The sequence below is a fragment of the Photobacterium toruni genome (assembly GCF_024529955.1).
GTDB classification, from domain to species: domain Bacteria; phylum Pseudomonadota; class Gammaproteobacteria; order Enterobacterales; family Vibrionaceae; genus Photobacterium; species Photobacterium toruni.
The window spans coordinates 441,448-466,604 of sequence record NZ_AP024855.1; the positions used below are offsets into that span (position 1 = coordinate 441,448).

Sequence of the window (25,157 nt, forward strand, 5' to 3'; positions counted from 1 at the left end):
CTTATTTGTTATACAGGTACTCCACCTTGCACATTTTTAAAAATAATCCTTAAATACAAGCTACGTCCCTCGGTTGTTAAAGCCCATATTTCTCCATTTTTACCTATAGATTTTTTTACATAGCCATGAACAACAAGCCACTCAAGCGCAACTTTTACTTCAGTACGGTCGATTTTAGTTGACCTACAAATACCTAATACATAACGCCATGTGTAGTTTGGGTCATGCAATGAAACCAAAACTTTTTGAGCATTCTCAGGTACTAAATTCAAGTTAGGAACCTCAATGTCAGGAGACTCGACCTCTTCGGAATAGTCAGATTCAATTTCTTTTTCTAAGACGGCTTTAATTTGCTCTGCTCGTAGCTTTGCTTCAACACCACCTGCTTTGAAACTTTCAAATTTATCCAAACTAGAAAAAACCAAACCGATAAACCCCGCAGCAATCGCCAGCCCCATCTCCGTGGCTTTACCTACATAACCAAAATAGATTGAAACAAACAGCAAAGTTATAGCAGATAGTACACTGAGTATTAGTTCAAATATCTTATCTTTTAAATTCAAATAATTTATCTCCTAGCTACCAGCTGAAATAACACCATGTTAGGCATAATGCTCGACATTGCCACTATCCTTTTCTATACGATGAACAAAATAAGACTTATTATCTTTGTTGTAACAAAGAACAATACGAGATATAGGATCTGATGTGGAAAAAGTGGCATCAAGCTCGTGCTTTACCATGCTAATAGCATTTCTCATAATATTTAATGAATAGCACTCCTTTTCTCTCCCCCATTCGCCTATAAAACGAATTTCAATTTCACACCCACGATAGTCAACAATTTGAGCATGATGTAGCCCTACGCCTTTTTTCGCTAGTTTCGGAAGCTCTTCTGATACAAATTTTTTTATTTTTGGCGCAATAACTGTTTTATAAAAATCATCCCACACCGGAGTTAAAGCGAAGGCAACAGCTGCTGTAAAAATAGCCCAAGATTCAGGTGTATTGTTTTTCTTAATCCATTTGCCCAAATTGATTTTGTTAGATTCGGATAATGACTCTAATAACTCCGCATCATTATAATAGGGGAAAGGAATATAGAGTAAAAAATCAGGGTTATTTTCAGACTTAATTTCTTCAACACCAGAAATGCTAAAACCACCGACAGCTATTTCTAAATTGTCTCGATCAACAAATAAGTCTCCAATAAGACTCCACTCTTTATCGCTGTTTCCGAACTTTTCTAACCTTAAGTTCTCTGCATAACCAATTGTCTTTAGACCTAAATCATGTTGTTGATTTAGAGGCATACGTTTCCCTTTGAAAGTGTTACAGAAATCATTTAGAAACTCGTAGGTTAGTTTTTCACCTTGCCGATCTATTGACGTTCCACCCAGTATTTGATTTTGAATAAATTCCAATTTTACTCCTTATGCCTAGAAACATAGAATAGTCAGATCTTTACTTTAAAAAATCAGCATGCGTAAGTTAATTCCTATCGTCCTCACTATCATTCTTTATTAGGAATGACAGCATCTAGACAAAAAATTATTGATACCCATTATTTTTTCGATAATAGTTTATTTAAACTATAAGTATCATGACATTGGTTGTATTTTTGAAAATGAAGAAGTGATGGCTATCCGTGATTTATTTAGCCCGTATTGGAACATTAATAGAAATCAACGAAAACAATAACTCTACAACGCGCGAATTGTAGATTCCCTATCGCCCTCGCGGGCATTCGCTGTAGGGAATGACGGAATTTTGGCACAGGCATTGTTATATCCAAATAAAAGCCAATACCTTATTCACTTTCGACTAAAAGTATTGGCTTTATTCGTATGATAGCTGTTGCGATTGTTTTAACGTTTACAGACCGTAAGATGCTAGCAAGTTATGGAAATACAGTGAGATACTTGCCCAAGTTCGTGTAAACCAGCCGCCTTGTTGAACACTGTTGAGCGCGATAAGTGGCTCAGTTTGAATAACTTTACCATTATAGGTCACGGTAATTTTGCCTAATTTTTCACCCTTATCAACCGGTGCTTTGATATCACGATCAATTTGCAGCTTACTTAGCAGATTTTTCTCATCAACACTGGAAGGAATAACCAAGGTTAGTGGCTTCTCTATGCCTAAAGAGACAGTATCTTGTTTTCCTCCCCAAACGTTTTGTTCAGAAAGTTTGCTGTTTGCTGCATATAAAGTATCTTGCTTGAAGAAGCGAAAGCCGTAATTGAATAGTGCCTTACTTTGAGCGGCAACCTCATTCAGTGATTTTGTACCAAGAACAACGCCAACTAACTTCATTGGGTTATCTGGTATCTTAGCTGAACTTACCAGCGAGTAGCCCGCCGCTTCTGTACTGCCTGTTTTCATGCCCGTCGCATATTGATAAGTGAACAATAAGCGATTGAAATTTGGTTGGCGGATATGATTGTATTCAAAATACTTTTGACTGAAAAAATGAAAGTATTGAGGGTAGTCGTTCATGATGTGCTGTCCGAGCAGCCCTAGATCATAAGCGGTTGAGAAATGTGCTGGCGCTGGCAAGCCCATGACAGTGGTAAAGTGGGTATTATGCATGCCTAACTTAACGGCAGTTGCGTTCATCATTGCAACGAATGAAGATTGAGAACCCGCGATATATTTTGCCAGTGTTACAGCGGCATCATTACCCGATTCAACAATGACGCCTGAGATAAGATCTTTTACAGAAACATAAGAGCCGGGCTTTAAGAACATTCTTGAGCCACCAGTGCGCCATGCGACTTCTGGTACTTGTACTTTTGAGTCTAGTGAGATCACACCATCGGCCAGTTTTTGCTCAACAATGTACATTAACATTAACTTGGTGGTGCTGGCTGGTGCCATGCGCATGTTGGCATCATTGGCGGCAATAATCTGTCCCGTATTGGCATCCATTAAAATGAAAGCGCGTGCTTCAACTTGAGGTAGGAATATTCCTGCCTGAGTCCATTTTTGCACCAGTGTTTCTGGGATCCCATTATTGCCACCAGCTTCTACGGGTGCAGAAGGCACTTGTATATTTTCTGGAATATTGGTTTTTACATCGATAGCACCAAAGCTATTAAGTGGCGCTTGAGCGGCTTTGTATTGCGTTGCCGCGAAGTAATCACTATTAGGCATAGTGTTCGTTGCGTCATTACTAGGTGTGGCAAATACTGTACTGGAGGTCAATAATGCTGCGATGGTTGCTGCTAAGGAAAGCTGTTTGATTATTGTCATAAGAATATTTAATTTACAGTTACTTACTAAAGGCGCGATATAAAAAAGCGACTAGATAGGATACTGACTCCGCTGAGTAATTAATGCCCTGCGGAATCTATTCATCACTCCCACAAAAATGGTGAGTGCTTTTTCGTTCTTGATCAGCGTTGCAATGACTTAGATTATAGGTCGTATTTCTATAATGATGTTCCGATCATTATCCGCATATAGCCTTAATCTCGTTGATAGCTATAACCAAATGATGGTGCTAAGTCGTCCTACTTTCTCAGCGGATCATTTGAACCTCATGCTGGTTATAGCTTCTCGTATATTGTCTGCTTCCATCTTACCAGCAGATCCTTTATAGGAACCTGAACGATAATGATGTTTATGCTGCAACAAATTCGGCAAGTCATTCTTTTAGGCTATAGCTTAGGTTTGGATGACATAAGAATGTGTTGTAAAGCATGGCGAAGTTTCAAAATTGGTATTTATAATAAAAATAACGTCGTTAGAATAATATTCTACCTTAAATAACAATAACTCTACTTAGTCCCACATTTAATCACGCAAAATAACAATATCTCATTATAATTAGTTAAACAGAGAGTTAATAAACCTTAATCGTGCATGAATGGGTCTTTGGCTTAACACACCGAGAAGAAAATCTAATGTTGCAATAGCATAACTTGAACCTTCTTCCTGTCAGACGTAACATGCGCACACCATTATTTAGAGAGGACACCGCTTTGAACACACCCAGTCGGTACTGGAATGAGATTTTTCTCCGTTAATCTGCCCTCTTCTGCTTTTATGCGTGAGTTGGCAATGTTTAACTGCCAGCATGCACACTTCTTTATGTTCATTGCTTCTGCTTAAATCTTATTATTCCAGTTTTGTATTGGTAGATCCTGTATTTATCAGTTTCAAATCGTGTTTTAAAGTGTTCTTTATATCATCGCCATTAGTGGAGATATGAGACATGCTGAACGCATACACATTAAACGACCTACGTTTACAACGCTTAGATTTAGACGCCCAAGATCCTATTTCATCAGCATTATGGGTTGATCTTATCGAACCCAATGAAGCAGAACGAGAGCGCGTTCAACAGCAACTGGGTCAAGGTCTTGCTACACGTCCTGAATTAGAAGACATTGAGGCTAGTGCGCGTTTTTTTGAAGATGAAGATGGCTTACATATTCACTCATTTTTTTATTTTGAAGATCTAGAAGACTATGTAAGCAATGCAACCGTCGCTTTTACCATTCGTGATGGTCGTTTATTTACTTTACGCGAACGTGAATTACCCGCTTTTCGTCTTTATCGCATGCGAGCGCGTACACAGCGGTTACAGCAAGGTAATGCTTATGAATTATTGCTTGATCTATTTGAAACAAAAATAGAGCAACTTGCTGATGTAATTGAAGATATTTACAGCGAACTAGAATCAATTGGTAAAACTATTTTAGGTGGCAATAAGCCCGGAGCTAATTTTGATCAAGCTTTATCGCACCTAGCAAAACAAGAAGATGCGGGCTGGAAAATACGTCTATGTCTAATGGATACTCAGCGAGCATTAAGCTTTTTAGTACGCAAAGCGCGTTTACCTGAAATTGAATTAGAACAAGCTCGTGAAGTGTTACGCGATATTGATTCTTTATTACCTCACAATGAATCTTTGTTCCAAAAAGTTAACTTTTTAATGGATGCGGCAATGGGCTTTATTAATATTGAGCAAAACCGCATTATTAAAATCTTCTCAGTAGTATCGGTTGTATTTTTACCGCCGACACTGGTTGCCTCTAGCTATGGTATGAACTTTAAGTTTATGCCTGAACTTCATTGGGAACTGGGCTATCCCTATGCGTTGGGGTTGATGGTACTTGCGGGGTTTGCACCTTACTTATTCTTTAAACGTAAGGGTTGGCTATAAGCCACTATTAATCTTTGTTACCCAACTGATTATTTATAAAAAAAGAACCCTACTTTCAAGCAGGGTTCTTTATTATTTGTCGCCAATTTTTACTGACTGATAGTCTAAAATAACGGTTATTTAGTAACGATTATAATTGCGGATTAAGACCTAACTTTTCTAACACTAGCTTAAAGTTAGCTTGACGCTCTTTCGCATTATGTACTTCGCCAGTTGAACAAACAGAATCTGGACAACCACGGTTCACAATACCTGAAACATCATCAATAAAATCAGTTCCTTTTAGTCCGCTATCAACGTACTTTTTCAGTTCGTTATAATAGTTCCAATCTGCATATTGACCACCTTCATCAGAATATGCTTGCACTGATGTTACCCAGTAGAATAAACCTGCGATCCATTTGATCTCTTTGTTCTCTTCTGAGCTACAAATCAAGCCTGGGTTCGAACAGAAATCAAGATCAGCATACAGTGGATTTGCCGGTGGCGCTTCAACGGTTACACCATCAATTGTTTGACCAATTGTTGCAGGATCAACATGTGAGCGACCTAGGTAATGGTTCAGCGTACCAAAGTTCTGACGACCTGTAGTTTGAATAACACCACGTCCCCACCAGCCACAACCTTCAACACTTTCTTGGCTGCTACCATCCCAAATAAATGTACCTGCCTTTTGACCAACGTACGTTTTACACGTATCGCGTTCCCACACTTGCTTTGAGGTATCAACTGTCTCTGGTTCATCATTACAGTGACCGCTGTTCGTCCAACGACCAACATGACCATTCACCAGTAAACCACGCTCTTCTAATACGGCATTCGGTGCTGCAAACACTGGTGCTGGCGCGCCATACCATTTAGCATGCGTTAACGCACTGACTTCCATCTTGTTATCACGAGGACAAGAGTAAGCATAATCTAGACCAGAATTAGGGTTTACGCCGTAGTCTGCGTATTTCTGTCCTAACTGACCACAACTTGCTGACATCGGATAATCCGCTGGTGCACCGTATTTAATTTCAGACCAGTTATTCTCATCACACGCATTGTAACGAATAGTTTCTTGCATGCTTTGAGCTAAGAATGCAGCAATTGCAACTTTCGCATAAGTGATGTTAGTTGCATCATCTGCTTCATCATTTAAAAGCCAGAATTTATTCCCCGCAACGCCAATGTTATGCATGGCATTTAGACCATCAAGGAAGTCATTCCATTTATAAACCGTCGATGGCACCCACTGTGATTGTGGTGTTTCATACAGAAATGCCTCGTTATCCATCACATTCGCGGCACTGGTTAACTCACGGTTAAGTGCTTCAATACGGGTTAGTGAGCCTTTTTCTAGCTCTTTACCAACATAGTACAGTGGCAGTTTAGCAGCTTGATAAGATTCAATTTGCGCGGTTAAATTAGCGCTGTTTTTATCAAACAAAAGTGCAAAAACATTGCTGTAAGCTGCTTTACGCAGTTGAGCTTTATGCGTTGTATCTCCCATAAAATAGCTCGCTGCTTGATCTGTTGACATATTTGCCAGCATCGCAGGTGTTTTTACAAAATCAGTTACTTGCTTAACGTATTCTAGCGCGTTGTGCCATTGATCACTTGATAATGGCGCGGTTACACTTGATTTAGTGAACGCCACAAAATCAGCTTTAGTTGCACTATCGGCTTTATAAAGCGCTAATTTATCCAGTAAATCAGCGGTGTAATTAGACGCCGCATTCCATACTGACTGACGACCTGAATGGGTATTAAATGCAAAATCACCAATCGATAGCGACCAACCAAATGAAGATTGTGGTGCAACAGTTGATACGATCAAGTTATGTGCTTGCGCCCAGCCTTGTAGATCGTTGCTCAGGGCATTGATTGCATCAATATCAATGTTACTACCAGTACTATCAACAGCTTTGATTAATGCTTCTTTAACCGCAATAGTTTGTGACGATAAAGCCTTGTCTTGCGTTGCCTTATCAAGCACATCACTCGTGATAATAATTGCTGCGGAATCCGCTTGAGTTGCCATTTCAATCATTGATACAAACGATGCTGTTAGCTTATCAACATTGGCTAAATCTGCGCTCTTACTTGTCTCAATAGTTAATGTAGCAGGCGCAGTTGATGATGGACTTGCAACCACAAAAGTATTTGGCCAACCTGCAACTTCCAGACGGACAGGATCCATCGGGTTTGGTAGCGAAAGCAGTGGCGCAGTGCCCGGCTCTGAACCATCACAATTTAGATGCAGCGCCCATGAGCTATCACTACCAGGGGTTGTTTGAGTCCAATAAACAGCTGAGTAAGCAATATTATTATGCACCATAATGTCACCACCCGTTGCATGATCGCCACGCGTCCAGTCGGGGTAAACATTAAACTCTTCACACAATCCGCCTGGCGGTGTTACTGGTGGCTCGATGGTTTCTTCTTTAACGGTAATAGTTAAACGGGTGCTAGAAGAAAGATCTTGTGCATCCGTTGCGATAGCACTGAGTGTTACGCTACCAGATTGAGTCGGCTGCCAATCACAACTAAATGTAGTTGCTACAGCGGCATCAAAGCTACAAATTTGTTGATTATTAGCATTAATAACCACTGTCGTTAAGTCTTTATCTGCATCTGATGCGTTAACAGCAATAGAGACGGTATCTGTTTTATTTACCGTTGCGCCATTCGCTGGAGAAATAAAGCTCACCACTGGCGCGGTAAAATCTTCATTACCTTCAGCTTCGATTTTCACAGCAACTGATTGTTGTTCGATTTTTTGATTATTTTTATCAAATACAAACACATTAATGACGGCACTGCCCGCTTCACTTGGCGTCCAAGTTTGAGCGTAAAGCATCGTATTTTGAGTAATCACTTTTTCCGCTAATTTAGTGTTATTAACCCAAAACTCTACTTTTGATGCTAATTCACCCTCAATGTTCGCTTTTATTACAATGGCTTCATTAATTTTAACTAACTGACCAGCCACTGGCGATAAAATTGACAATTCGGTCACATCTGGCTCAGGCGACGGCTCATCAGAACATTCTGTTAACTTCCAGAACCATGAGCTGGCACTTGGTGCTTCCCATATACCTGGATTATTTTGAGCAATAAAGCACTGACCGTCATAGGATACAACATCACCATTTTTGACTTGTGTTGTGCCAGGAATGAAAGGAATAACTCCATCAAGATCAGGGTTGGGTTCAGGATCGGGCGTTGGGTTTGGATTAGGATTAGGATTAGGCTCACCTGAACATTCTGCTGAATCCCAAAACCATGAATCGGCACTTGGTGATTCCCATACTCCAGGGTTATTTTTAGCAACAAAACATGTGCCATTATAAGCAACCACATCACCATTCTGAACAATTGTTTCTCCAGGAACAAAAGAAACAATACGAGTGTCAGCAGCGTAAACATTACCACTAAGAATAGCGCTAACAATAGCTGCTGTTATTTTATTTATTTTTTTCACTTAACTTCCTAAGTATGCTCACTCGTTTTAACAAACCTAAAGCACTTATCCTTATATAAGTATCATTGTTGTATTCCGTACAACTTACTTATTTTTAGTATTTTGTTTTTACTAATGAGGCGTTACTGACCATATAATTGCACATATAATACAATTTAATATTATAGCTATCACTAGATTAACTAATACTTTATGTAACAAGGCGTTAAAATATTGCAGTAGGTGTAACAAACACAAAAATACATACTTTGCAGTAATTACCACTATTAAACAAAGGCTCATGTGGAATATAAATAGCGTTTTATGAATAAAAATTTAGTCCCTAATGACTTTTATTTTTAATTGAAATGTGGTTTTTTTAATGTCCGTTATTTAATAATGGCATATAACATTAATAGCCACTCCTTAATATCATTTAATAATGAATACCGTATTATTAAAGATTAAGGCTTTCTGTCACACTAAAATAAGGTAACATAGCGCCAGTACTGCTAACGTATTAGATAGCAATTTTTTCAAATGAGATTAAGGTAAAATCAATGGATTACCAACATTACTATGAAGCTATGATCGAAATATTAGTTGATAATTTTGATACGGATATTGGAGAATACAATGGTAAAATTGAGCTATCTGTTGATGAATATAATGACAGTTGTGCTATCGCCAAAGAATTCAATGTCGTTTATAACCCAGAACATACAGTATTAGAAGTATTACAACTATCAACCCCTGAAGTTGCTGAAATAACATCTTATATTGTTTCAGCTCCAGCTTTAGGTTGCATTATTGATTACTTAGAAGATGAATTACTTGTTGAGTTTGAAGATTAGTCTTCTTTGCTAACATCTTCCATAGACTTAAAGCTAACAGTTATCACTGTTAGCTTTTTTATTAAAAAGACCTAATATGTGTTTTCAATAAAAAAATATTCTAATTAACGATAATATTTAAGTAATTATTTGGGCTAAAGGTATTATTTATGGTAAATATCAATTGAAGATTACTTAATGTTCGATACCATAAGACAACTGATTACTCATCATTGCGATTGCATGAGGCAAAGGATGCAACCTAAAATATATATCAAACTAAAAGAAACTATTTGGAAAATCACTATTAATGGACAATGGCTACCGATAGATGAAGCAGAAACTATTGATGTTAAAATCCCTTTCATTGATGAATATACACATTTTAACGACATTATCAGCCTTCATTTTAATGAAAGTGAAATTTTAACCAATTTAGGATAACGCTATATCCTATATTATTATCTAATATCATACTCACTGTTATTTCAGCGAGTATGGTAGACACATCCTCTTTTCCTCTTTATTTTTATAACTATTCTTAGCATAAAATGTAATTCTTATTTTAAAGTTACTTTTTTGAGATAAAACGCTCAATTTACATATTGTCATATAACAATACGACAATGCATAAGCATATAATTGCAACTGTTTTTATCTTTACCAACTTTAGTCATAAGATCCTAATCTCGATATAACTAGATAGCACTAATAACGAAAAAGGAAATTACATATGCGTATACCACAAAAAATAGCCATAGGACTAAGCTCAGGGTTATTGATCGGCTCAGTTGCTTCTGTCTTACCCACCGTTCAATTTTGGTGTTTCGTCATTGGCTTAACCTTACTCAATTATGTCATTATTACTCAAAAAACTAACGCTTAGTATTCGCTGCTAATTTACATTTATATTGGCATAATAATATAACGGGCATGACAATAATGGTGGTGCTAATAATGTCAGTTAGCGTATGGTATTTTTGGTGTATCATCAACAACGCGTATCCCACGATTGAAAGTATCATTAATAGTCTTATCTTAGGTGTATACACAATAAAATAACCAATAAAGACTAATGCAATCGCAGTATGAGTGCTGTAATCCAAATTAAATGCAGGCCAAATACCTAGCGTATTATCGAGAAACATAACTGCATAAATAAAAATGGTCGATAGCAACACGCCACTAAACGCTAATAAGCCACTTCTCATCCCCTGTCGACGCTCTAATAACACTAAACAAATAACGCACATAAAAACAATAATTGGAGTATAAATATCAGCAATAAAAGCCCATTGCTCAAAAGTCATTATCAACGTCTTCCATAAAAAATAAGACCTATATTCACATACATAATAGGGTATTTCATCTATTTTAGGTGCAAGATATGAAAATTCAAACCAACGATATAATTATATCGCCAGTCAAAATAATTATATTTTTAGACGAAAAAAGCCAACATCTACATGCTGGCTTTCTAATAATTTAGTGATACTGGTTTGAGTATTAGAGGATTTGAACCTCCTTTTACTTAAACAAAAAAAGCCAACACCGAAGTGTTGGCTTTTTCTAAATAAATATGGCGGAGAGATAGGGATTTGAACCCTAGATACGCTATAAACGTATGCTGGTTTTCAAGACCAGTGCTTTCAACCGCTCAGCCATCTCTCCATGGCGCGTATAATACAATTCACATTAGCAGCTGTAAACTCAAAAACAACCAACTGATTAATTTTAAAACATTTTTCGCCAAATTTTATCAAATAAACACAGTAAGGTAACTAAACCCACTCATTTGTGGTCATTAAATAAACGCTTTCTATATTCTCTTATCGCGGCATTATCTTTATTTTCGTTATCTCAGCAATGATCCGTTATAATAGAAACAGTTACCTTACTATTAGACTGAAAAACACATGCCGAATAAATCAGACTTTACGGATGAAGAATATCAAGCTTTTGCTCAATTGATGGATTCTTACAATCGAACCTTTGCAATTTCACTTACTACCCTTATTTTATCTATCCTTGGTTTTATTGTTGCTGAAACTCAAATAGGCTATGCCATCACTGACACTATTCGGTGGATATTTGGCTTATTGGTTGTATTACCGTTAACGATTACTGTTATTGGCTCAAAGCGAGATTTTAATAGTTTGGCATTTAGCATGCCAAAAACGATTCTCTATTCAGTACTTAATGCAGTAAGTCTTATTACTATTGTCGTACTGGTTTTTAATCTTAATTAATACTTCATCTTCGTCTCCTTCTCGTCTCACATCATTTTCTTGCGATCATGAACCGCCAGCACTTTGACGGTTCAACAATAAATATACCAACTAATCCACTGATAATATTAAATAAATTATAACATGTATTTTAAATGACTCTTTTTATATTGACACAATAGCACCCAAGGAATAACATGCATTCAAAATACAACTTAAAGCGTTAAAGGAATTTAAAAATGGCTGTTCATGTTAAAAACAATATTACTTGGGTTGGACAACGTGATTGGGAAGTACGTGACTTTCATGGCACTGAATATAAAACAACCCGTGGTACAAGCTATAACAGTTATTTAATTCGTGAAGGCAAAAATGTACTCATCGATACCGTTGATCATAAATTTACATTAGCTTTCTTACAAAATTTAGAACAAGAAATTGATCTAAACGATATTGATTTCATTGTAATTAACCATGCAGAAGAAGATCATGCTGGTGCACTAAGTGAATTAATGAGCCGCATTCCGAATACACCTATCTATTGTACTGAAAATGCTATTGATTCAATCGTTGGTCACCACCACCACCCTGAATGGAACTTTAATACTGTAAAAACGGGTGATACGCTCGATATTGGTAATGGTAAAGCATTAGTGTTTGTTGAAACACCAATGCTGCACTGGCCGGATAGCATGATGACTTACATGACAGAAGATGCTGTTCTATTTAGTAATGATGCTTTTGGTCAACATTACTGTGATGAGCGCCTATTTAATGACGAAGTTGACCAAAACGAGTTACTTGATCAATGCTTACGTTATTACTCTAATATTCTGACACCATTTAGCCCATTAGTTACCAATAAAATTAAAGAAGTTCTAGGCTTTAATCTTCCTGTTGATATGGTTGCAACATCACACGGTGTAATCTGGCGTGATAACCCAACTCAAATTATTGAAAAATACCTTGAGTGGGCTAATCAATATCAAGAAAATCGCATTACTATTTTCTATGATTCTATGTCAAATAATACTCGTATGATGGCAGATGCTATCGCACAAGGGATCACTGAAGAAGATGATCAAGTTATTGTGCGGATTTTTAATGTCGCTCGTCATGATAAAAATGAAATTCTTGCTAATATGTTCCGTTCTAAAGGTGTACTTGTCGGCTCATCAACAATGAATAACGTTATGATGCCTAAAGTTGCTGGTTTACTAGAAGAAATCACAGGCTTACGTTTTAAAAATAAAAGAGCGGGTGCATTTGGTAGCTACGGTTGGAATGGTGGTGCTGTTGATCGTATTCATGCACGCTTAACTGATGCTGGTTTCTTTACTACAATTGGTCTTAAAACTAAGTGGCGTCCAGATGGTAAAGCACTGCAAGAATGCCGTGATCATGGTAAAAAAATAGCCAAAGAATGGGCGCAAAACGAACGTCCTTATGATAACTACACACCTTTCACTACCGAAGTAACACCAGCAACGGCAATACAAGTTGCGATTGATATTCCTGAAATAGTACAACAAACATGTATTGTTGAAGAAATAGAGCCAGCAATAAATACAGCAACGACATGTTGCTCGCAGGCTGGCGATGGTCAAAAAATGTTATGTACTGTCTGTCAGTGGGTTTACGATCCAGCACTAGGAGAACCTAATCAAGATGTAGCCCCAGGCACTGCTTGGGAAGATGTTCCTGACAGTTTTCTTTGCCCTGAATGTGGCATTGGTAAAGAAGTCTTTGAACCTATTAACTAAGCAAAGTGAGGACTAACAATGTCAAATCCAATTATTGTCATTGGTAGTGGCTTTGCTGCTTACCAGTGGGTGAAATCGTTTAGAAAATTAGATCAACATACTGCCATTACTTTAGTCACCGCAGATCAAGGTGCTGATTATTCTAAACCTGAACTAAGTCATGTATTTAGTCGTAATCAACAAGCAACAGATCTTATTAAACAAACAGCGATTGAGTTTGCAGCAGAGCATAATATTGAATTAATAACAGACACCGTTATTAAAGAAATTAATACTGCACAACAATGGGTATATTTTAATCAGCAACAATTGCACTATTCTTCATTGATTATTGCAACTGGCGCAACCTCATTTATACCAAATTTTGCAGGTAATGCGACAGATAAGATCATCACATTAAATAGCTTGTCTGAATTACAGCAAAATCAATTACAAATAAATGCCGCAAAGCATATTACTATTTTAGGGGCTGGTTTAATTGGCACTGAAATCGCGATTGATCTAGCTACTGCCGGTAAACAAATTACGTTGTGTGATAAAGCCGCTGCCATGATGCCCGCTTTACTGCCAGAGTTTATAGCTGCAGAACTGCACCAAATATTAAGTCAAAACGATATCGATCTTCAGCTAAACGCCACCATCAATGAAATTAATACTGCTGGTGAGAAAATGATAGTTTCGCTACAAGGAAAAGAAGATATACATACAGATATTATCATTGCTGCGATGGGACTAGCACCAAGAATTCAATTAGCACAACAAGCTGGAATCAATACCAATCGGGGCATTATCGTCAATAATATGCTAGAAACCTCAGCAACTAATGTCTACGCTATTGGGGATTGTGCTGAGATCGACGGTAAAATCAGTGCGTTTATTCAACCTATCATGTTATCAGCAATAGCACTTGCAAAAACATTAGCAGGAACACCTACACCATTATCACTGCCACCAATGTTAATTAAAGCAAAAACACCGTGGTTGCCATTAAGTTTGGCAGGGATCACAACTGCTATGGATATCCATTGGCAGATTGAACGTGATCATGAAGGTTATATTGCTAAAGCACATACGGCAGATCAATCATTAATAGGATTTATCGCTTCTCATAATAAACAAAAACAAGTATTTGCATTATTAAGACAATTACCACCTACTTTATAAATAATAGTGGCAAACAGCAATATTGTTGTTTGCCCTTTTTATACTAAAAATATGATACTTAGTATTAGTAATACTCCATTCTATTTTTATAAATCTAAATCTTATTTATCATTGCAGTGTAATGATTCAAGCATTTCACCATGAGGTAGACCATGGTACTCAACATGATAAGAACGTTTATGTTCATCAAGATTATTTTCTAAATTTTTTAACATTAGCAGTGCCGTGTTTCGATCACAGAAAAAAGCATCGACGAAAGTAAGCAGTTCACCACATTTAAGCTTTATCAGACATAGTGTAAGCGACGGTAACTTATCAGCCATATTTTTTATTGAATCATTAGAATCATCACCAATAGCTGTTTTCACATCATAAATATGTATTTCTGGAAATAGTATCGTATCTTTTTCAATTTCCTGTTCAAATAAACTTTCTATAAGAAAAGCCGCATCATTAGCATGTACAGTTCTTAAACATTCATCGAACTCAGATAGATAATTTATTAATTTATTGGGCTCTTTAACGAATGAGTTAATACAATCTAATGTATCATGATGGGTATGATTAAAACTTTTCATCATTTTGTCCTTATATTATCGTTTTTATATTAAATACCTATATTTAATGAATTGATAGTCACTAAAATGGAAACTTCCTTTATGAAAAAAGAAAACATCAACGATACTAAGTGATACTAAAAATTATTTTATTAATAACTACAAATGGTCAAGATTAGCTATTTTAATATTTCTTATTTAGCTTTTCTCTACTGTATTTGAAGCATCTATAGATAAATTAACAAGCAGCAAAGCTCCTCATCATTAAACACAGAAGAGATTATATGATGGTGGAATCTAATATCTGGCGATATCGCATTCTCAAGAGCTATTTCCACTAAATTTCAGACGTAAAAAAGCCCGCAATTGCTTGCGGGCTTCTCTATTTGGCTCCCTCTACTGGACTTGAACCAGTGACATACGGATTAACAGTCCGGCGTTCTACCAACTGAACTAAGAGGGAATTATTTGGAGCAGGTAGCGGGAATCGAACCCGCATCTCAAGCTTGGAAGGCTGGAGTAATAGCCATTATACGATACCTGCGATGTATCTTTACAAATTATGGTGGTGGGAGAAGGATTCGAACCTTCGAAGGCAGTGCCGGCAGATTTACAATCTGCTCCCTTTGGCCACTCGGGAATCCCACCGAAATTTAATGGTGCCGACTACCGGAGTCGAACTGGTGACCTACTGATTACAAGTCAGTTGCTCTACCTACTGAGCTAAGTCGGCACACTAATTTCTTTTTTATCGCCAAGTCGAAACTTAACAATTAAATATGGCGGAGAGATAGGGATTTGAACCCTAGATACGCTATAAACGTATGCTGGTTTTCAAGACCAGTGCTTTCAACCGCTCAGCCATCTCTCCAATGCCGCGTATAATATAGCGTGACCGATTCATTGTAAAGTAATAATATTAAAAAGATTTTCAAGTGATCATCAATTAATCAACAGTTTCTAATATCGTTCAATTTGTTGCTTTATACCACAAACAATAAGACCAATATAATACGATAGCTAGATTTTTAAGAGGTATCATTCATGACGAATAACGACTATCTAATGATAAAACATTTCATCCGTAGTTATCGTTTCTTATCGATCAAGCTCTCTCTACTAAACTCAGAGGAAAAAATATAATATTGGAATCTTACCCCCTCATTCTTGAAACCAAATTTCACTAAAATTCAGACGTAAAAAAGCCCGCAATTGCTTGCGGGCTTTCTTATTTATCATTGTCTACTAGCATTAACTAATGATGTAAAAACCAATAGACATTATATGGTGGTGGGAGAAGGATTCGAACCTTCGAAGGCAGTGCCGGCAGATTTACAATCTGCTCCCTTTGGCCACTCGGGAATCCCACCGAAATAATGGTGCCGACTACCGGAGTCGAACTGGTGACCTACTGATTACAAGTCAGTTGCTCTACCTACTGAGCTAAGTCGGCACAAAATTTCGTTACATAGCATGTTAATATCTAACACTATGTTTTTATGTTGGCGGAGCGGACGGGACTCGAACCCGCGACCCCCGGCGTGACAGGCCGGTATTCTAACCAACTGAACTACCGCTCCAATTCTTTAATGAAACCCGATTAAATCGAATCTCTAGAATTTGGCGGAGAGATAGGGATTTGAACCCTAGATACGCTATAAACGTATGCTGGTTTTCAAGACCAGTGCTTTCAACCGCTCAGCCATCTCTCCAATGCCGCGTATAATATAGCGCGACCCTTTCCTTGTAAAGCAATAATATTAAAAAGCTTTTCAAGTGTTCATCAATTGTTCAATGGTTGTTAATATTACTCAATTTGATGTTTTATACAACAACCTATAAGCCAATTTAATGGGCTGGCTAGATTTAAGAAAGATCCCCTCCATCACAAATAACGGCAAGATCTCGCCAATAAAGAAGCACCAACTGAACTAAGTGGGAATTATATGGTGGTAGGATCTAGCACTTTACACTCTCGCAGCCTATAACCTCGAAACCCAAAACTACATTTCACTAAAATTCAGACGTAAAAAAGCCCGTAATAACTTGCGGGCTTCTCTATTAGCTTCACTCTACTGGACTTGAACCAATGACATGTGGATTAACAGTCCGCTAATCTTGTCAATAAAGAAGCACCAACTGAACTAAGTGGGAATTATACGGTGGTAGGATCTAGCACTTTACACTCTCGCAGCCTATAACCTCGAAACCCAAAACTACATTTCACTAAAATTCAGACGTAAAAAAGCCCGCAATAACTTGCGGGCTTCTCTATTTGACTCCCTCTACTGGACTTGAACCAGTGACATACGGATTAACAGTCCGCTAATCTTGTCAATAAAGAAGCACTAACTGAACTAAGTGGGAATTATATGGTGGTAGGATCTAGCACTTTACACTCTCGCAGCCTATAACCTTGAAACCCAAAACTACATTTCACTAAAATTCAGACGTAAAAAAGCCCGCAATAACTTGCGGGCTTCTCTATTTGGCTCCCTCTACTGGACTTGAACCAATGACATGTGGATTAACAGTCCGCTAATCTTGTCAATAAAGAAGCACTAACTGAACTAAGTGGGAATTATATGGTGGTAGGATCTAGCACTTTACACTCTCGCACCCTCTAACCTCGAAACCCAAAACTACATTTCACTAAAATTCAGACGTAAAAAAGCCCGCAATAACTTGCGGGCTTCTCTATTTGGCTCCCTCTACTGGACTTGAACCAGTGACATACGGATTAACAGTCCGGCGTTCTACCAACTGAACTAAGAGGGAATTATATGGTGGTGGGAGAAGGATTCGAACCTTCGAAGGCAGTGCCGGCAGATTTACAATCTGCTCCCTTTGGCCACTCGGGAATCCCACCGAAATTTAATGGTGCCGACTACCGGAGTCGAACTGGTGACCTACTGATTACAAGTCAGTTGCTCTACCTACTGAGCTAAGTCGGCACAAAATTTCGTTACATAGCATGTTAATATCTAACACTATGTCTTTATGTTGGCGGAGCGGACGGGACTCGAACCCGCGACCCCCGGCGTGACAGGCCGGTATTCTAACCAACTGAACTACCGCTCCAATTCTTTAATGAAACTCGACAAATCGAATCTCTAGAATTTGGCGGAGAGATAGGGATTTGAACCCTAGATACGCTATAAACGTATGCTGGTTTTCAAGACCAGTGCTTTCAACCGCTCAGCCATCTCTCCAATGCCGCGTATAATATAGCGTGACCCTTTCCTTGTAAAGCAATAATATTAAAAAGCTTTTCAAGTGATCATCAATTGCTCAATACTTGTTAATATCACTCAATTTGATGTTTTATACAACAATCTATAAGCCAATATAATGGACTGACTAGATTTAAAAAAGATCCTCCATCACGAATAACGGCAAGATCTCGCCAATAAAGAAGCACTAACTGAACTAAGTGGGAATTATATGGTGATGGGTTCTAGCACTTTACACTCTCGCAGCCTATAACCTCGAAACCCAAAACTACATTTCACTAAAATTCAGACGTAAAAAAGCCCGCAATAACTTGCGGGCTTCTCTATTATCTTCACTCTACTGGACTTGAACCAGTAACATGTGGATTAACAGTCCGCTAATCTTGTCAATAAAGAAGCACTAACTGAACTAAGTGGGAATTATATGGTGGTGGGTTCTAGCACTTTACACTCTCGCAACCTCTAACCTCGAAACCCAAAACTACATTTCACTAAAATTCAGACGTAAAAAAGCCCGCAATAACTTGCGGGCTTCTCTATTTGGCTCCCTCTACTGGACTTGAACCAGTGACATGTGGATTAACAGTCCGCTAATCTTGTCAATAAAGAAGCACCAACTGAACTAAGAGGGAATTATATGGTGGTGGGTTCTAGCACTTTACACTCTCGCAGCCTCTAATACCAATCTAACTAAAATTATGATCTAATTGAAGCCATCATTTTTAAATGAGATTCGCTATGGACAGCCTAAACAATACCGACTTTAAAAAGCTTGCTCGCCAACAAAAAACAATTCAAATGAAAATGAGATTACTTGCCTTGGAGCACTTCAAGGAAGGTAAATCTCGTACTCAAATTGCTAAATATCTCAAAGTTAGCCGAACAAGTGTTAATAAATGGGTGAGTATCTTTCTTGAAGAAGGCTTAGAAGGGCTTCAAGAAAAAACGCGTAGTGGTCGCCCTGCATTTCTCTCACCTAAACAACGTGAGCAGCTATCCAATTATATTAAACTTAAAGCTCAAGACTCTTCTGGCGGGCGATTAATAGGCGCGGATATTCATGCTTACATTCTCAAAGAATTTGATAAAAACTACCACCCAGATTCTATCTATTATCTACTTAAGCGCATGGGCTTTTCGTGGATAACATCACGGTCAAAACATCCAAAACAATCACAGCAAGCCCAGGATAATTTTAAAAAAATTTAAAATTGAAACGATCCTTAAGATCCCAGGACATATAGCGCTCGATAAGGTCGATGTATGGTTTCAAGATGAAGCAAGATTTGGACAACAAAATACCACTACCCGTCTTTGGGCTGAACGAGGAACTCGACCAAGAGCGATAAAACAACAGCAGTTTGAATATGCTTATCTATTTGGTTCGGTGTGCCCAGCAAGAGGAGTTGGTGAGGCGTTAGTGGTACCTTGGGTAAATAAAAAAATAATGACTGAGCACCTTGCTCAGATATCACGAACCACAGAAAAAGGTCGTTATGCTATTGTAGTGATGGATGGTGCAGGCTGGCATACTGACGATATTGCTAATCCGTTTAATAATCTCAGCATCATCAAACTTCCACCATATTCTCCAGAACTTAACCCAATAGAACAAGTTTGGAGTTGGTTACGACAACACTATCTCGCTAATCAAAATTTTTCTGATTATAACGACATTCTCGATAAGGTCTGCCTTGCATGGAATCAGTTTAATGAATCGGCTTCACGCATCACTAGAATGTGTTCAAGAGATTGGATCAACCTGACCAGTTAATTTTCCAGATTGGTATAACCTCGAAACCCAAAACTACATTTTACTAAAATTCAGACGTAAAAAAGCCCGCAATAACTTGCGGGCTTCTCTATTTGGCTCCCTCTACTGGACTTGAACCAGTGACATACGGATTAACAGTCCGGCGTTCTACCAACTGAACTAAGAGGGAATTATATGGTGGTGGGAGAAGGATTCGAACCTTCGAAGGCAGTGCCGGCAGATTTACAATCTGCTCCCTTTGGCCACTCGGGAATCCCACCGAAATTTAATGGTGCCGACTACCGGAGTCGAACTGGTGACCTACTGATTACAAGTCAGTTGCTCTACCTACTGAGCTAAGTCGGCACAAAATTTCGTTACATAGCATGTTAATATCTAACACTATGTCTTTATGTTGGCGGAGCGGACGGGACTCGAACCCGCGACCCCCGGCGTGACAGGCCGGTATTCTAACCAACTGAACTACCGCTCCAATTCTTTAATGAAACCCGATTAAATCGAATCTCTAGAATTTGGCGGAGAGATAGGGATTTGAACCCTAGATACGCTATAAACGTATGCTGGTTTTCAAGACCAGTGCTTTCAACCGCTCAGCCATCTCTCCAATGCCGCGTATAATATAGCGCAACCCTTTCCTTGTAAAGCAATAATATTAAAAAGCTTTTCAAGTGATCATCAATTGTTCAATGGTTGTTAATATCACTCAATTTGATGTTTTATACAACAATCTATAAGCCAATATAATGGACTGACTAGATTTAAAAAAGATCCCCCATCACGAATGACGGCAAGATCTCGCCAATAAAGAAGCACCAACTGAACTAAGTAGGAATTATACGGTAGTGGGTTCTAGCACTTTACACTCTCGCAGCCTCTAACCTCGAAACTACATTTCACTAAAATTCAGACGTAAAAAAGCCCGCAATTGCTTGCGGGCTTTCTTATTTATCATTGTCTACTAGCATTAACTAATGATGTAAAAACCAATAGACATTATATGGTGGTGGGAGAAGGATTCGAACCTTCGAAGGCAGTGCCGGCAGATTTACAATCTGCTCCCTTTGGCCACTCGGGAATCCCACCGAAATTTAATGGTGCCGACTACCGGAGTCGAACTGGTGACCTACTGATTACAAGTCAGTTGCTCTACCTACTGAGCTAAGTCGGCACAAAATTTCGTTACATAGCATGTTAATATCTAACACTATGTCTTTATGTTGGCGGAGCGGACGGGACTCGAACCCGCGACCCCCGGCGTGACAGGCCGGTATTCTAACCAACTGAACTACCGCTCCAATTCTTTAATGAAACTCGATTAAATCGAATCCCTAGAATTTGGCGGAGAGATAGGGATTTGAACCCTAGATACGCTATAAACGTATGCTGGTTTTCAAGACCAGTGCTTTCAACCGCTCAGCCATCTCTCCAATGGGGAGAATCATATAGTTGCGTTTATTATCTGTAAAGTAATAATATTAAAAAAGACATCAATTGATTTGTTATTCATCAATGTACTGTAAAAATAATCAATTACCGCTTTATCGTAACAATAAAATTATTTAACTTAATAAATATTACACCACAGTATTAATAGCCCCACTATTGAAATATTGATCTTGCTCCAAATTTTCTCAACAAAGCAAACGATTGCTTGGTCAAGCATCACACTTTAATCAGAAATATGAAATTAGAATCATTAAAGATTACATTGAGCTTATTCCAAAGAGGTATTTTACTCTCAGTAATTTAATCTGTGAGCAAATAAAATGAAAAAGAAAATATTAGTAATTGCCATTTCATCACTTTTTATGAGCACTTTCGCCCAATCAGCCACTATTTATAAAAAAGATAATGGCGATAGATTAGATATCTATGGCGGTGCAGAAATAGGCGGTACCATTGTCACAAATAGAGATAAATCCCCTTTTGGCGATAAATCTAAATCTTATGTTGATGACTCTTTTGGAACTATTGGTATTAAAGGACAAACTAATAAATTTTATGCCAAATTAGAAATTGACGCTGAACGTACTGATTGGACTTATGAAAACAACTTTAGATTAGTTATTGATAAAGCTTATGTTGGATATTTCTTAACTGATAAACAAACAGTCGAGTTTGGACGAACAGATACAGCCTATGATCACTATGATGCTTTTGGCGATTTCTCAAATGAATTAGCCGATGAAGTATCAGAAGCAGGAGATCAAGATAATACGATTAAATACCGTGGCGAATTTGGCGCTTTAAAAGTCGGTATCTCATATTCAGCCAAAGGGTGGGATTTCGAACACGATGCTCAATCCCTGTATGATGAAAATGGCATATTCATCAAGAAAAGAGGATCATACATTACTGACTCCCGTGAAGGAGAAGTAATTAATGGCTATGCTGGCTACTTTACTAACAACTTAACCGTCATTGCTGCAGCAGAGACGGTACATAATCGTGGCGAATTATATTCATTACACGGTAAATATAAAATTAATAAATTTGCTATTGGTGGGTTTACCTCTTATTCCGACCGTGATGGTGTAAACAAAAATAGCATGACCTATGTATTATCAGGTTCTTACGACATTACAAGCCAATTAACAGGTTATGTTGTTGGTAATATATACAATGATGATAATAACGATAAAGATGACCAACATGTTGTCGTTGGTACGCAATATATGTATGCCAAGAATGTAAAACTCGTTGCTGAAGCTGCAATGGGGGGGAATACAGGCACATTAGGTTATCTAAAAGCATACTATTGGTTTTAAAGCATTCCCTCTCTTTTAATTCATTGAATGATAATTCATATATTGTTATACACATGGAAAATAACTCATGAAAAAAAACATTCTAGCTATTGTTATTGGCGCCACCATTTCATCATTTAGTTTTCAACTATATGCCGCTGATAATCAAGACCAAAATGAAATAAAAACATTAACCATTCAAGGTATTCAAGGTGAAGGCGAATACACTCCTATTGCCCTAAATAAACATATATCGACTCAACAATATCAAGTAAACGGAATTATTACTGCTATTCAGCAACACAATTTAGGTAAAGATCTACAGCAAGGATTTTTCATGCAAGCTGTAACTGACAATAATCCAGCAACTTCTGATGGTATTTTTGTTCAAACAACTAAAATAATTGGCTTAAAAATAGGACAGGAAGTTAGTGTCATTGCTAATATTAGCGAAGATTTTAAGTGGACTAAATTAATTAATGTCGAAAGTATTAAAATATTAACAAATAATAATCCATTACCACCAATTACTGCCTTAACATTTGATGATGCCAATAAATTTGATTTAGAACGTTACGAAGGAATGCTAGTACGTATTAATGAGGATTCAGATCTAAACGTTACAAAAAATTATGGTTTTGATTTTAATTCATACCGTAGCAATATGTTACTTTCACATGGAACTGTAAACGTACACCCTAATCAAAACCATGTGCCAACAACCTCTCATGCAAAACAACCCAATGATTTATTAGTTATTGAATCTTTTACCAAAGCACCAAACGGTGATATTCCTTGGTATTCAACCTTTGGTGCAGATAACGGCACCGGAACAACTGATAATTATATTCGTATTGGTGATATTGTTGATGGCTTAGAAGGTGTAATAGGTTATTCGTATGGCGATTATCGTTTCTATGTCACCAATGAAGCCGATACAAAGACATTTATTCATACAAATGATAGAACTGACGCGCCAGTATTAAAACAAGGCGGAGATTTACGAATCGCTAGTTTTAATGTTCTTAATTACTTCAATTCCCCATTTACGCATGAGACTCAAAATCCATTAAAACAAAACCGTGGCGCAATGACACAAGAGGAATTTGACCTACAAAGCACTAAAATTGCTAAAGCCATTGTGCGAATGCAGGCTGATATTGTCGGTTTAATGGAAATTGAAAATAATGGTTTTAAATCAGATTCAGCCGTTTACGATTTAGTTACTAAAATTAATGATCGAATAAAAGATCCAGCTGAACATTACAAGTATGTAAAACCCAATAATGGTGAAAAATTTGTTGGTAGTGATGCTATTTCAAGCCAAGTGATTTACAAACCAAGTAAAGTAACATTAGAGCAATACCGTATAATAAAAATGCCAGAGCAACATGCGCCTGCAGTTAAGTATACTGATGAAAAACGTAAGCAAAGAAACGAAAGTGGCATTAATCATCAACGTGATACCATTGCTCCAACCTTTAAAATCAATGGCACAGATAAAACCTTAACCATCTCTGTTAACCATTTTAAATCAAAAGGCTCTACTTGCTGGGAAGATGTAAATACAGGTGAACAGCTTGATGCAGATAAGCAAGGTTCATGTGAGAATTTACGGGTAGCTGCTGCTGAACATTTGGGTGCGGAATTAGATAAAATTTCCGGTTCAAAAATTATCATTGGCGATTTAAATTCATACGCAAATGAAGATCCTGTCATCGTATTAACTAATCGAGATAACGTACCTAAAGATCATATTATTAAAGCCGCAGGATATACTTATATTGGAGGAGATGAAAAGACAGGTACACGATTATATGGACCAGAAGGTAAAGTCATCAATAAAAATTATGGTTATACCAATATCATCCGTCAATTACATCAAGATTCATACAGCTTTTCATATCAAAATAATATTGGTACGTTAGATTATATTCTATTATCACCAGATCTAATAAGTAAGGTTGTCGATGCTACAGATTGGAATATTAATGCTGGCGAAACTACGTTATTAGAATATGCAGATAAAAACAATTGTAATAAAAATACATGTTCTCCTCGTTATAAGGATATCTACCGCGCATCAGATCACGATCCTGCGATCATTGATTTAAAAATTAAAGATAATACAAAAACACAGCACTCTGGTGGTTCAACAGGTATTATAGGATTAATTTCTTTATTTGGAATCCTACTATCAAGAAAAAAGATCAATAAATAACTAATATAAAAAGAGG

The 25,157-nt window shown here is 37.6% G+C and carries 16 protein-coding genes and 29 tRNA genes; 10 read left to right on the forward strand and 35 right to left on the reverse strand.

The window, feature by feature from the left end:
• Positions 1-8: 8 nt before the first annotated feature.
• The 3 genes from OC457_RS16265 to OC457_RS16275 all read right to left on the reverse strand — a co-directional run bounded on the left by OC457_RS16265 (position 9) and on the right by OC457_RS16275 (position 3,255).
• Complete coding sequence (locus OC457_RS16265) at positions 9-563, reverse strand: hypothetical protein (RefSeq protein WP_080175604.1); 555 nt, start codon at positions 561-563, stop codon at positions 9-11.
• Positions 564-602: 39 nt separating this feature from the next.
• On the reverse strand, positions 603-1,424 hold the full coding sequence (locus OC457_RS16270) for a hypothetical protein (RefSeq protein ID WP_080175603.1): 822 nt from the start codon (positions 1,422-1,424) through the stop codon (positions 603-605).
• Positions 1,425-1,875: 451 nt separating this feature from the next.
• Positions 1,876-3,255, reverse strand: a complete 1,380-nt coding sequence (locus tag OC457_RS16275) for a D-alanyl-D-alanine carboxypeptidase family protein (RefSeq protein WP_080175602.1) — start codon at positions 3,253-3,255, stop codon at positions 1,876-1,878.
• Positions 3,256-4,219: 964 nt separating this feature from the next.
• On the opposite strand from OC457_RS16275, the gene corA reads away from it, so the two are divergent.
• On the forward strand, positions 4,220-5,173 hold the full coding sequence (gene corA, locus OC457_RS16280; RefSeq protein ID WP_080175601.1) for a magnesium/cobalt transporter CorA: 954 nt from the start codon (positions 4,220-4,222) through the stop codon (positions 5,171-5,173).
• Positions 5,174-5,303: 130 nt separating this feature from the next.
• On the opposite strand, the gene OC457_RS16285 is transcribed toward corA, so the two are convergent.
• Entirely contained in the window at positions 5,304-8,642 is a 3,339-nt protein-coding gene (locus OC457_RS16285) for an Ig-like domain-containing protein (protein ID WP_080175600.1), read from the reverse strand.
• 539 nt (positions 8,643-9,181) lie between these two features.
• On the opposite strand from OC457_RS16285, the gene OC457_RS16290 reads away from it, so the two are divergent.
• The 3 genes from OC457_RS16290 (at position 9,182) to OC457_RS16300 (ending at position 10,340) form a co-directional block, all read left to right on the forward strand.
• Complete coding sequence (locus tag OC457_RS16290; protein WP_080175599.1) at positions 9,182-9,475, forward strand: hypothetical protein; 294 nt, start codon at positions 9,182-9,184, stop codon at positions 9,473-9,475.
• A gap of 234 nt (positions 9,476-9,709) precedes the next feature.
• Positions 9,710-9,898 (forward strand): hypothetical protein, encoded by a 189-nt coding sequence (locus OC457_RS16295; protein ID WP_080175598.1) that lies wholly within the window; start codon positions 9,710-9,712, stop codon positions 9,896-9,898.
• A gap of 289 nt (positions 9,899-10,187) precedes the next feature.
• A complete protein-coding gene (locus OC457_RS16300) occupies positions 10,188-10,340 on the forward strand; it encodes a hypothetical protein (RefSeq protein WP_162841692.1) in 153 nt (50 codons plus the stop codon).
• Here OC457_RS16300 and OC457_RS16305 read toward each other — a convergent pair.
• The gene (locus OC457_RS16305; protein ID WP_080175597.1) at positions 10,330-10,764 is read right to left on the reverse strand and encodes a hypothetical protein; all 435 of its coding nucleotides are present in this window, start codon (positions 10,762-10,764) and stop codon (positions 10,330-10,332) included. The two genes, OC457_RS16300 and OC457_RS16305, sit on opposite strands and share 11 nt — an antisense overlap.
• 270 nt (positions 10,765-11,034) lie before the next feature.
• Positions 11,035-11,125, reverse strand: a tRNA-Ser gene (locus OC457_RS16310).
• A 245-nt stretch (positions 11,126-11,370) separates the two neighbouring features.
• Here OC457_RS16310 and OC457_RS16315 point away from each other — a divergent pair.
• The 3 genes from OC457_RS16315 (at position 11,371) to norW (ending at position 14,609) form a co-directional block, all read left to right on the forward strand.
• The gene (locus OC457_RS16315; protein WP_080175596.1) at positions 11,371-11,703 is read left to right on the forward strand and encodes a hypothetical protein; all 333 of its coding nucleotides are present in this window, start codon (positions 11,371-11,373) and stop codon (positions 11,701-11,703) included.
• A 218-nt stretch (positions 11,704-11,921) separates the two neighbouring features.
• Positions 11,922-13,445 (forward strand): anaerobic nitric oxide reductase flavorubredoxin, encoded by a 1,524-nt coding sequence (norV, locus tag OC457_RS16320; RefSeq protein WP_080175595.1) that lies wholly within the window; start codon positions 11,922-11,924, stop codon positions 13,443-13,445.
• Positions 13,446-13,463: 18 nt separating this feature from the next.
• Positions 13,464-14,609 carry an NADH:flavorubredoxin reductase NorW gene (norW, locus tag OC457_RS16325; protein WP_080175594.1) on the forward strand — a complete coding sequence of 382 codons (1,146 nt, stop codon included), beginning with the start codon at positions 13,464-13,466 and terminating at the stop codon, positions 14,607-14,609.
• 101 nt (positions 14,610-14,710) lie between these two features.
• Here the strand turns inward: norW and OC457_RS16330 are convergent, their stop codons facing one another.
• The 20 genes from OC457_RS16330 to OC457_RS16425 all read right to left on the reverse strand — a co-directional run bounded on the left by OC457_RS16330 (position 14,711) and on the right by OC457_RS16425 (position 19,031).
• Positions 14,711-15,190: a hypothetical protein gene (locus OC457_RS16330; protein ID WP_144379599.1), complete on the reverse strand. Its 480-nt coding sequence runs from the start codon at positions 15,188-15,190 to the stop codon at positions 14,711-14,713.
• A gap of 363 nt (positions 15,191-15,553) precedes the next feature.
• Positions 15,554-15,629: transfer RNA gene (locus tag OC457_RS16335), tRNA-Asn, on the reverse strand.
• 6 nt (positions 15,630-15,635) lie between these two features.
• Positions 15,636-15,710 (reverse strand) — tRNA-Gly (locus OC457_RS16340).
• A 19-nt stretch (positions 15,711-15,729) separates the two neighbouring features.
• Positions 15,730-15,814, reverse strand: a tRNA-Tyr gene (locus tag OC457_RS16345).
• A 9-nt stretch (positions 15,815-15,823) separates the two neighbouring features.
• Positions 15,824-15,899, reverse strand: a tRNA-Thr gene (locus OC457_RS16350).
• A gap of 47 nt (positions 15,900-15,946) precedes the next feature.
• A tRNA-Ser gene (locus OC457_RS16355) sits at positions 15,947-16,037 on the reverse strand.
• A 414-nt stretch (positions 16,038-16,451) separates the two neighbouring features.
• A tRNA-Tyr gene (locus tag OC457_RS16360) sits at positions 16,452-16,536 on the reverse strand.
• Between the two features lie 7 nt (positions 16,537-16,543).
• Positions 16,544-16,619: transfer RNA gene (locus OC457_RS16365), tRNA-Thr, on the reverse strand.
• Positions 16,620-16,669: 50 nt separating this feature from the next.
• Positions 16,670-16,746, reverse strand: a tRNA-Asp gene (locus tag OC457_RS16370).
• A 41-nt stretch (positions 16,747-16,787) separates the two neighbouring features.
• Positions 16,788-16,878: transfer RNA gene (locus tag OC457_RS16375), tRNA-Ser, on the reverse strand.
• Positions 16,879-17,232: 354 nt separating this feature from the next.
• A tRNA-Asn gene (locus OC457_RS16380) sits at positions 17,233-17,318 on the reverse strand.
• A gap of 127 nt (positions 17,319-17,445) precedes the next feature.
• Positions 17,446-17,533: transfer RNA gene (locus OC457_RS16385), tRNA-Asn, on the reverse strand.
• A gap of 122 nt (positions 17,534-17,655) precedes the next feature.
• Positions 17,656-17,746: transfer RNA gene (locus tag OC457_RS16390), tRNA-Asn, on the reverse strand.
• Between the two features lie 122 nt (positions 17,747-17,868).
• A tRNA-Asn gene (locus OC457_RS16395) sits at positions 17,869-17,944 on the reverse strand.
• Positions 17,945-17,950: 6 nt separating this feature from the next.
• Positions 17,951-18,035 (reverse strand) — tRNA-Tyr (locus OC457_RS16400).
• A 9-nt stretch (positions 18,036-18,044) separates the two neighbouring features.
• Positions 18,045-18,120: transfer RNA gene (locus OC457_RS16405), tRNA-Thr, on the reverse strand.
• A 50-nt stretch (positions 18,121-18,170) separates the two neighbouring features.
• Positions 18,171-18,247: transfer RNA gene (locus OC457_RS16410), tRNA-Asp, on the reverse strand.
• A gap of 40 nt (positions 18,248-18,287) precedes the next feature.
• Positions 18,288-18,378: transfer RNA gene (locus tag OC457_RS16415), tRNA-Ser, on the reverse strand.
• A gap of 352 nt (positions 18,379-18,730) precedes the next feature.
• Positions 18,731-18,816: transfer RNA gene (locus OC457_RS16420), tRNA-Asn, on the reverse strand.
• A gap of 124 nt (positions 18,817-18,940) precedes the next feature.
• Positions 18,941-19,031, reverse strand: a tRNA-Asn gene (locus OC457_RS16425).
• Positions 19,032-19,137: 106 nt separating this feature from the next.
• On the opposite strand from OC457_RS16425, the gene OC457_RS16430 reads away from it, so the two are divergent.
• A protein-coding gene (locus tag OC457_RS16430; RefSeq protein WP_262054044.1) for an IS630 family transposase occupies positions 19,138-20,173 on the forward strand; the annotation gives its coding sequence in 2 pieces (ribosomal slippage) (positions 19,138-19,596 and positions 19,598-20,173; 1,035 coding nt in all).
• A gap of 93 nt (positions 20,174-20,266) precedes the next feature.
• On the opposite strand, the gene OC457_RS16435 is transcribed toward OC457_RS16430, so the two are convergent.
• The 9 genes from OC457_RS16435 to OC457_RS16475 all read right to left on the reverse strand — a co-directional run bounded on the left by OC457_RS16435 (position 20,267) and on the right by OC457_RS16475 (position 21,600).
• Positions 20,267-20,342: transfer RNA gene (locus OC457_RS16435), tRNA-Asn, on the reverse strand.
• A 6-nt stretch (positions 20,343-20,348) separates the two neighbouring features.
• Positions 20,349-20,433, reverse strand: a tRNA-Tyr gene (locus tag OC457_RS16440).
• Between the two features lie 9 nt (positions 20,434-20,442).
• Positions 20,443-20,518: transfer RNA gene (locus OC457_RS16445), tRNA-Thr, on the reverse strand.
• A 50-nt stretch (positions 20,519-20,568) separates the two neighbouring features.
• Positions 20,569-20,645, reverse strand: a tRNA-Asp gene (locus OC457_RS16450).
• Positions 20,646-20,686: 41 nt separating this feature from the next.
• Positions 20,687-20,777: transfer RNA gene (locus OC457_RS16455), tRNA-Ser, on the reverse strand.
• A 394-nt stretch (positions 20,778-21,171) separates the two neighbouring features.
• Positions 21,172-21,256: transfer RNA gene (locus OC457_RS16460), tRNA-Tyr, on the reverse strand.
• A gap of 9 nt (positions 21,257-21,265) precedes the next feature.
• Positions 21,266-21,341: transfer RNA gene (locus tag OC457_RS16465), tRNA-Thr, on the reverse strand.
• Between the two features lie 50 nt (positions 21,342-21,391).
• A tRNA-Asp gene (locus tag OC457_RS16470) sits at positions 21,392-21,468 on the reverse strand.
• 41 nt (positions 21,469-21,509) lie between these two features.
• Positions 21,510-21,600: transfer RNA gene (locus tag OC457_RS16475), tRNA-Ser, on the reverse strand.
• A 339-nt stretch (positions 21,601-21,939) separates the two neighbouring features.
• Between OC457_RS16475 and OC457_RS16480 the strand changes: the two genes are divergently transcribed.
• Positions 21,940-22,941, forward strand: coding sequence for a porin (locus tag OC457_RS16480; RefSeq protein ID WP_080176144.1), 1,002 nt, complete (start codon positions 21,940-21,942; stop codon positions 22,939-22,941).
• A gap of 67 nt (positions 22,942-23,008) precedes the next feature.
• A complete protein-coding gene (locus OC457_RS16485) occupies positions 23,009-25,141 on the forward strand; it encodes an ExeM/NucH family extracellular endonuclease (RefSeq protein ID WP_080176143.1) in 2,133 nt (710 codons plus the stop codon).
• The last annotated feature ends 16 nt before the right edge of the window (positions 25,142-25,157 follow it).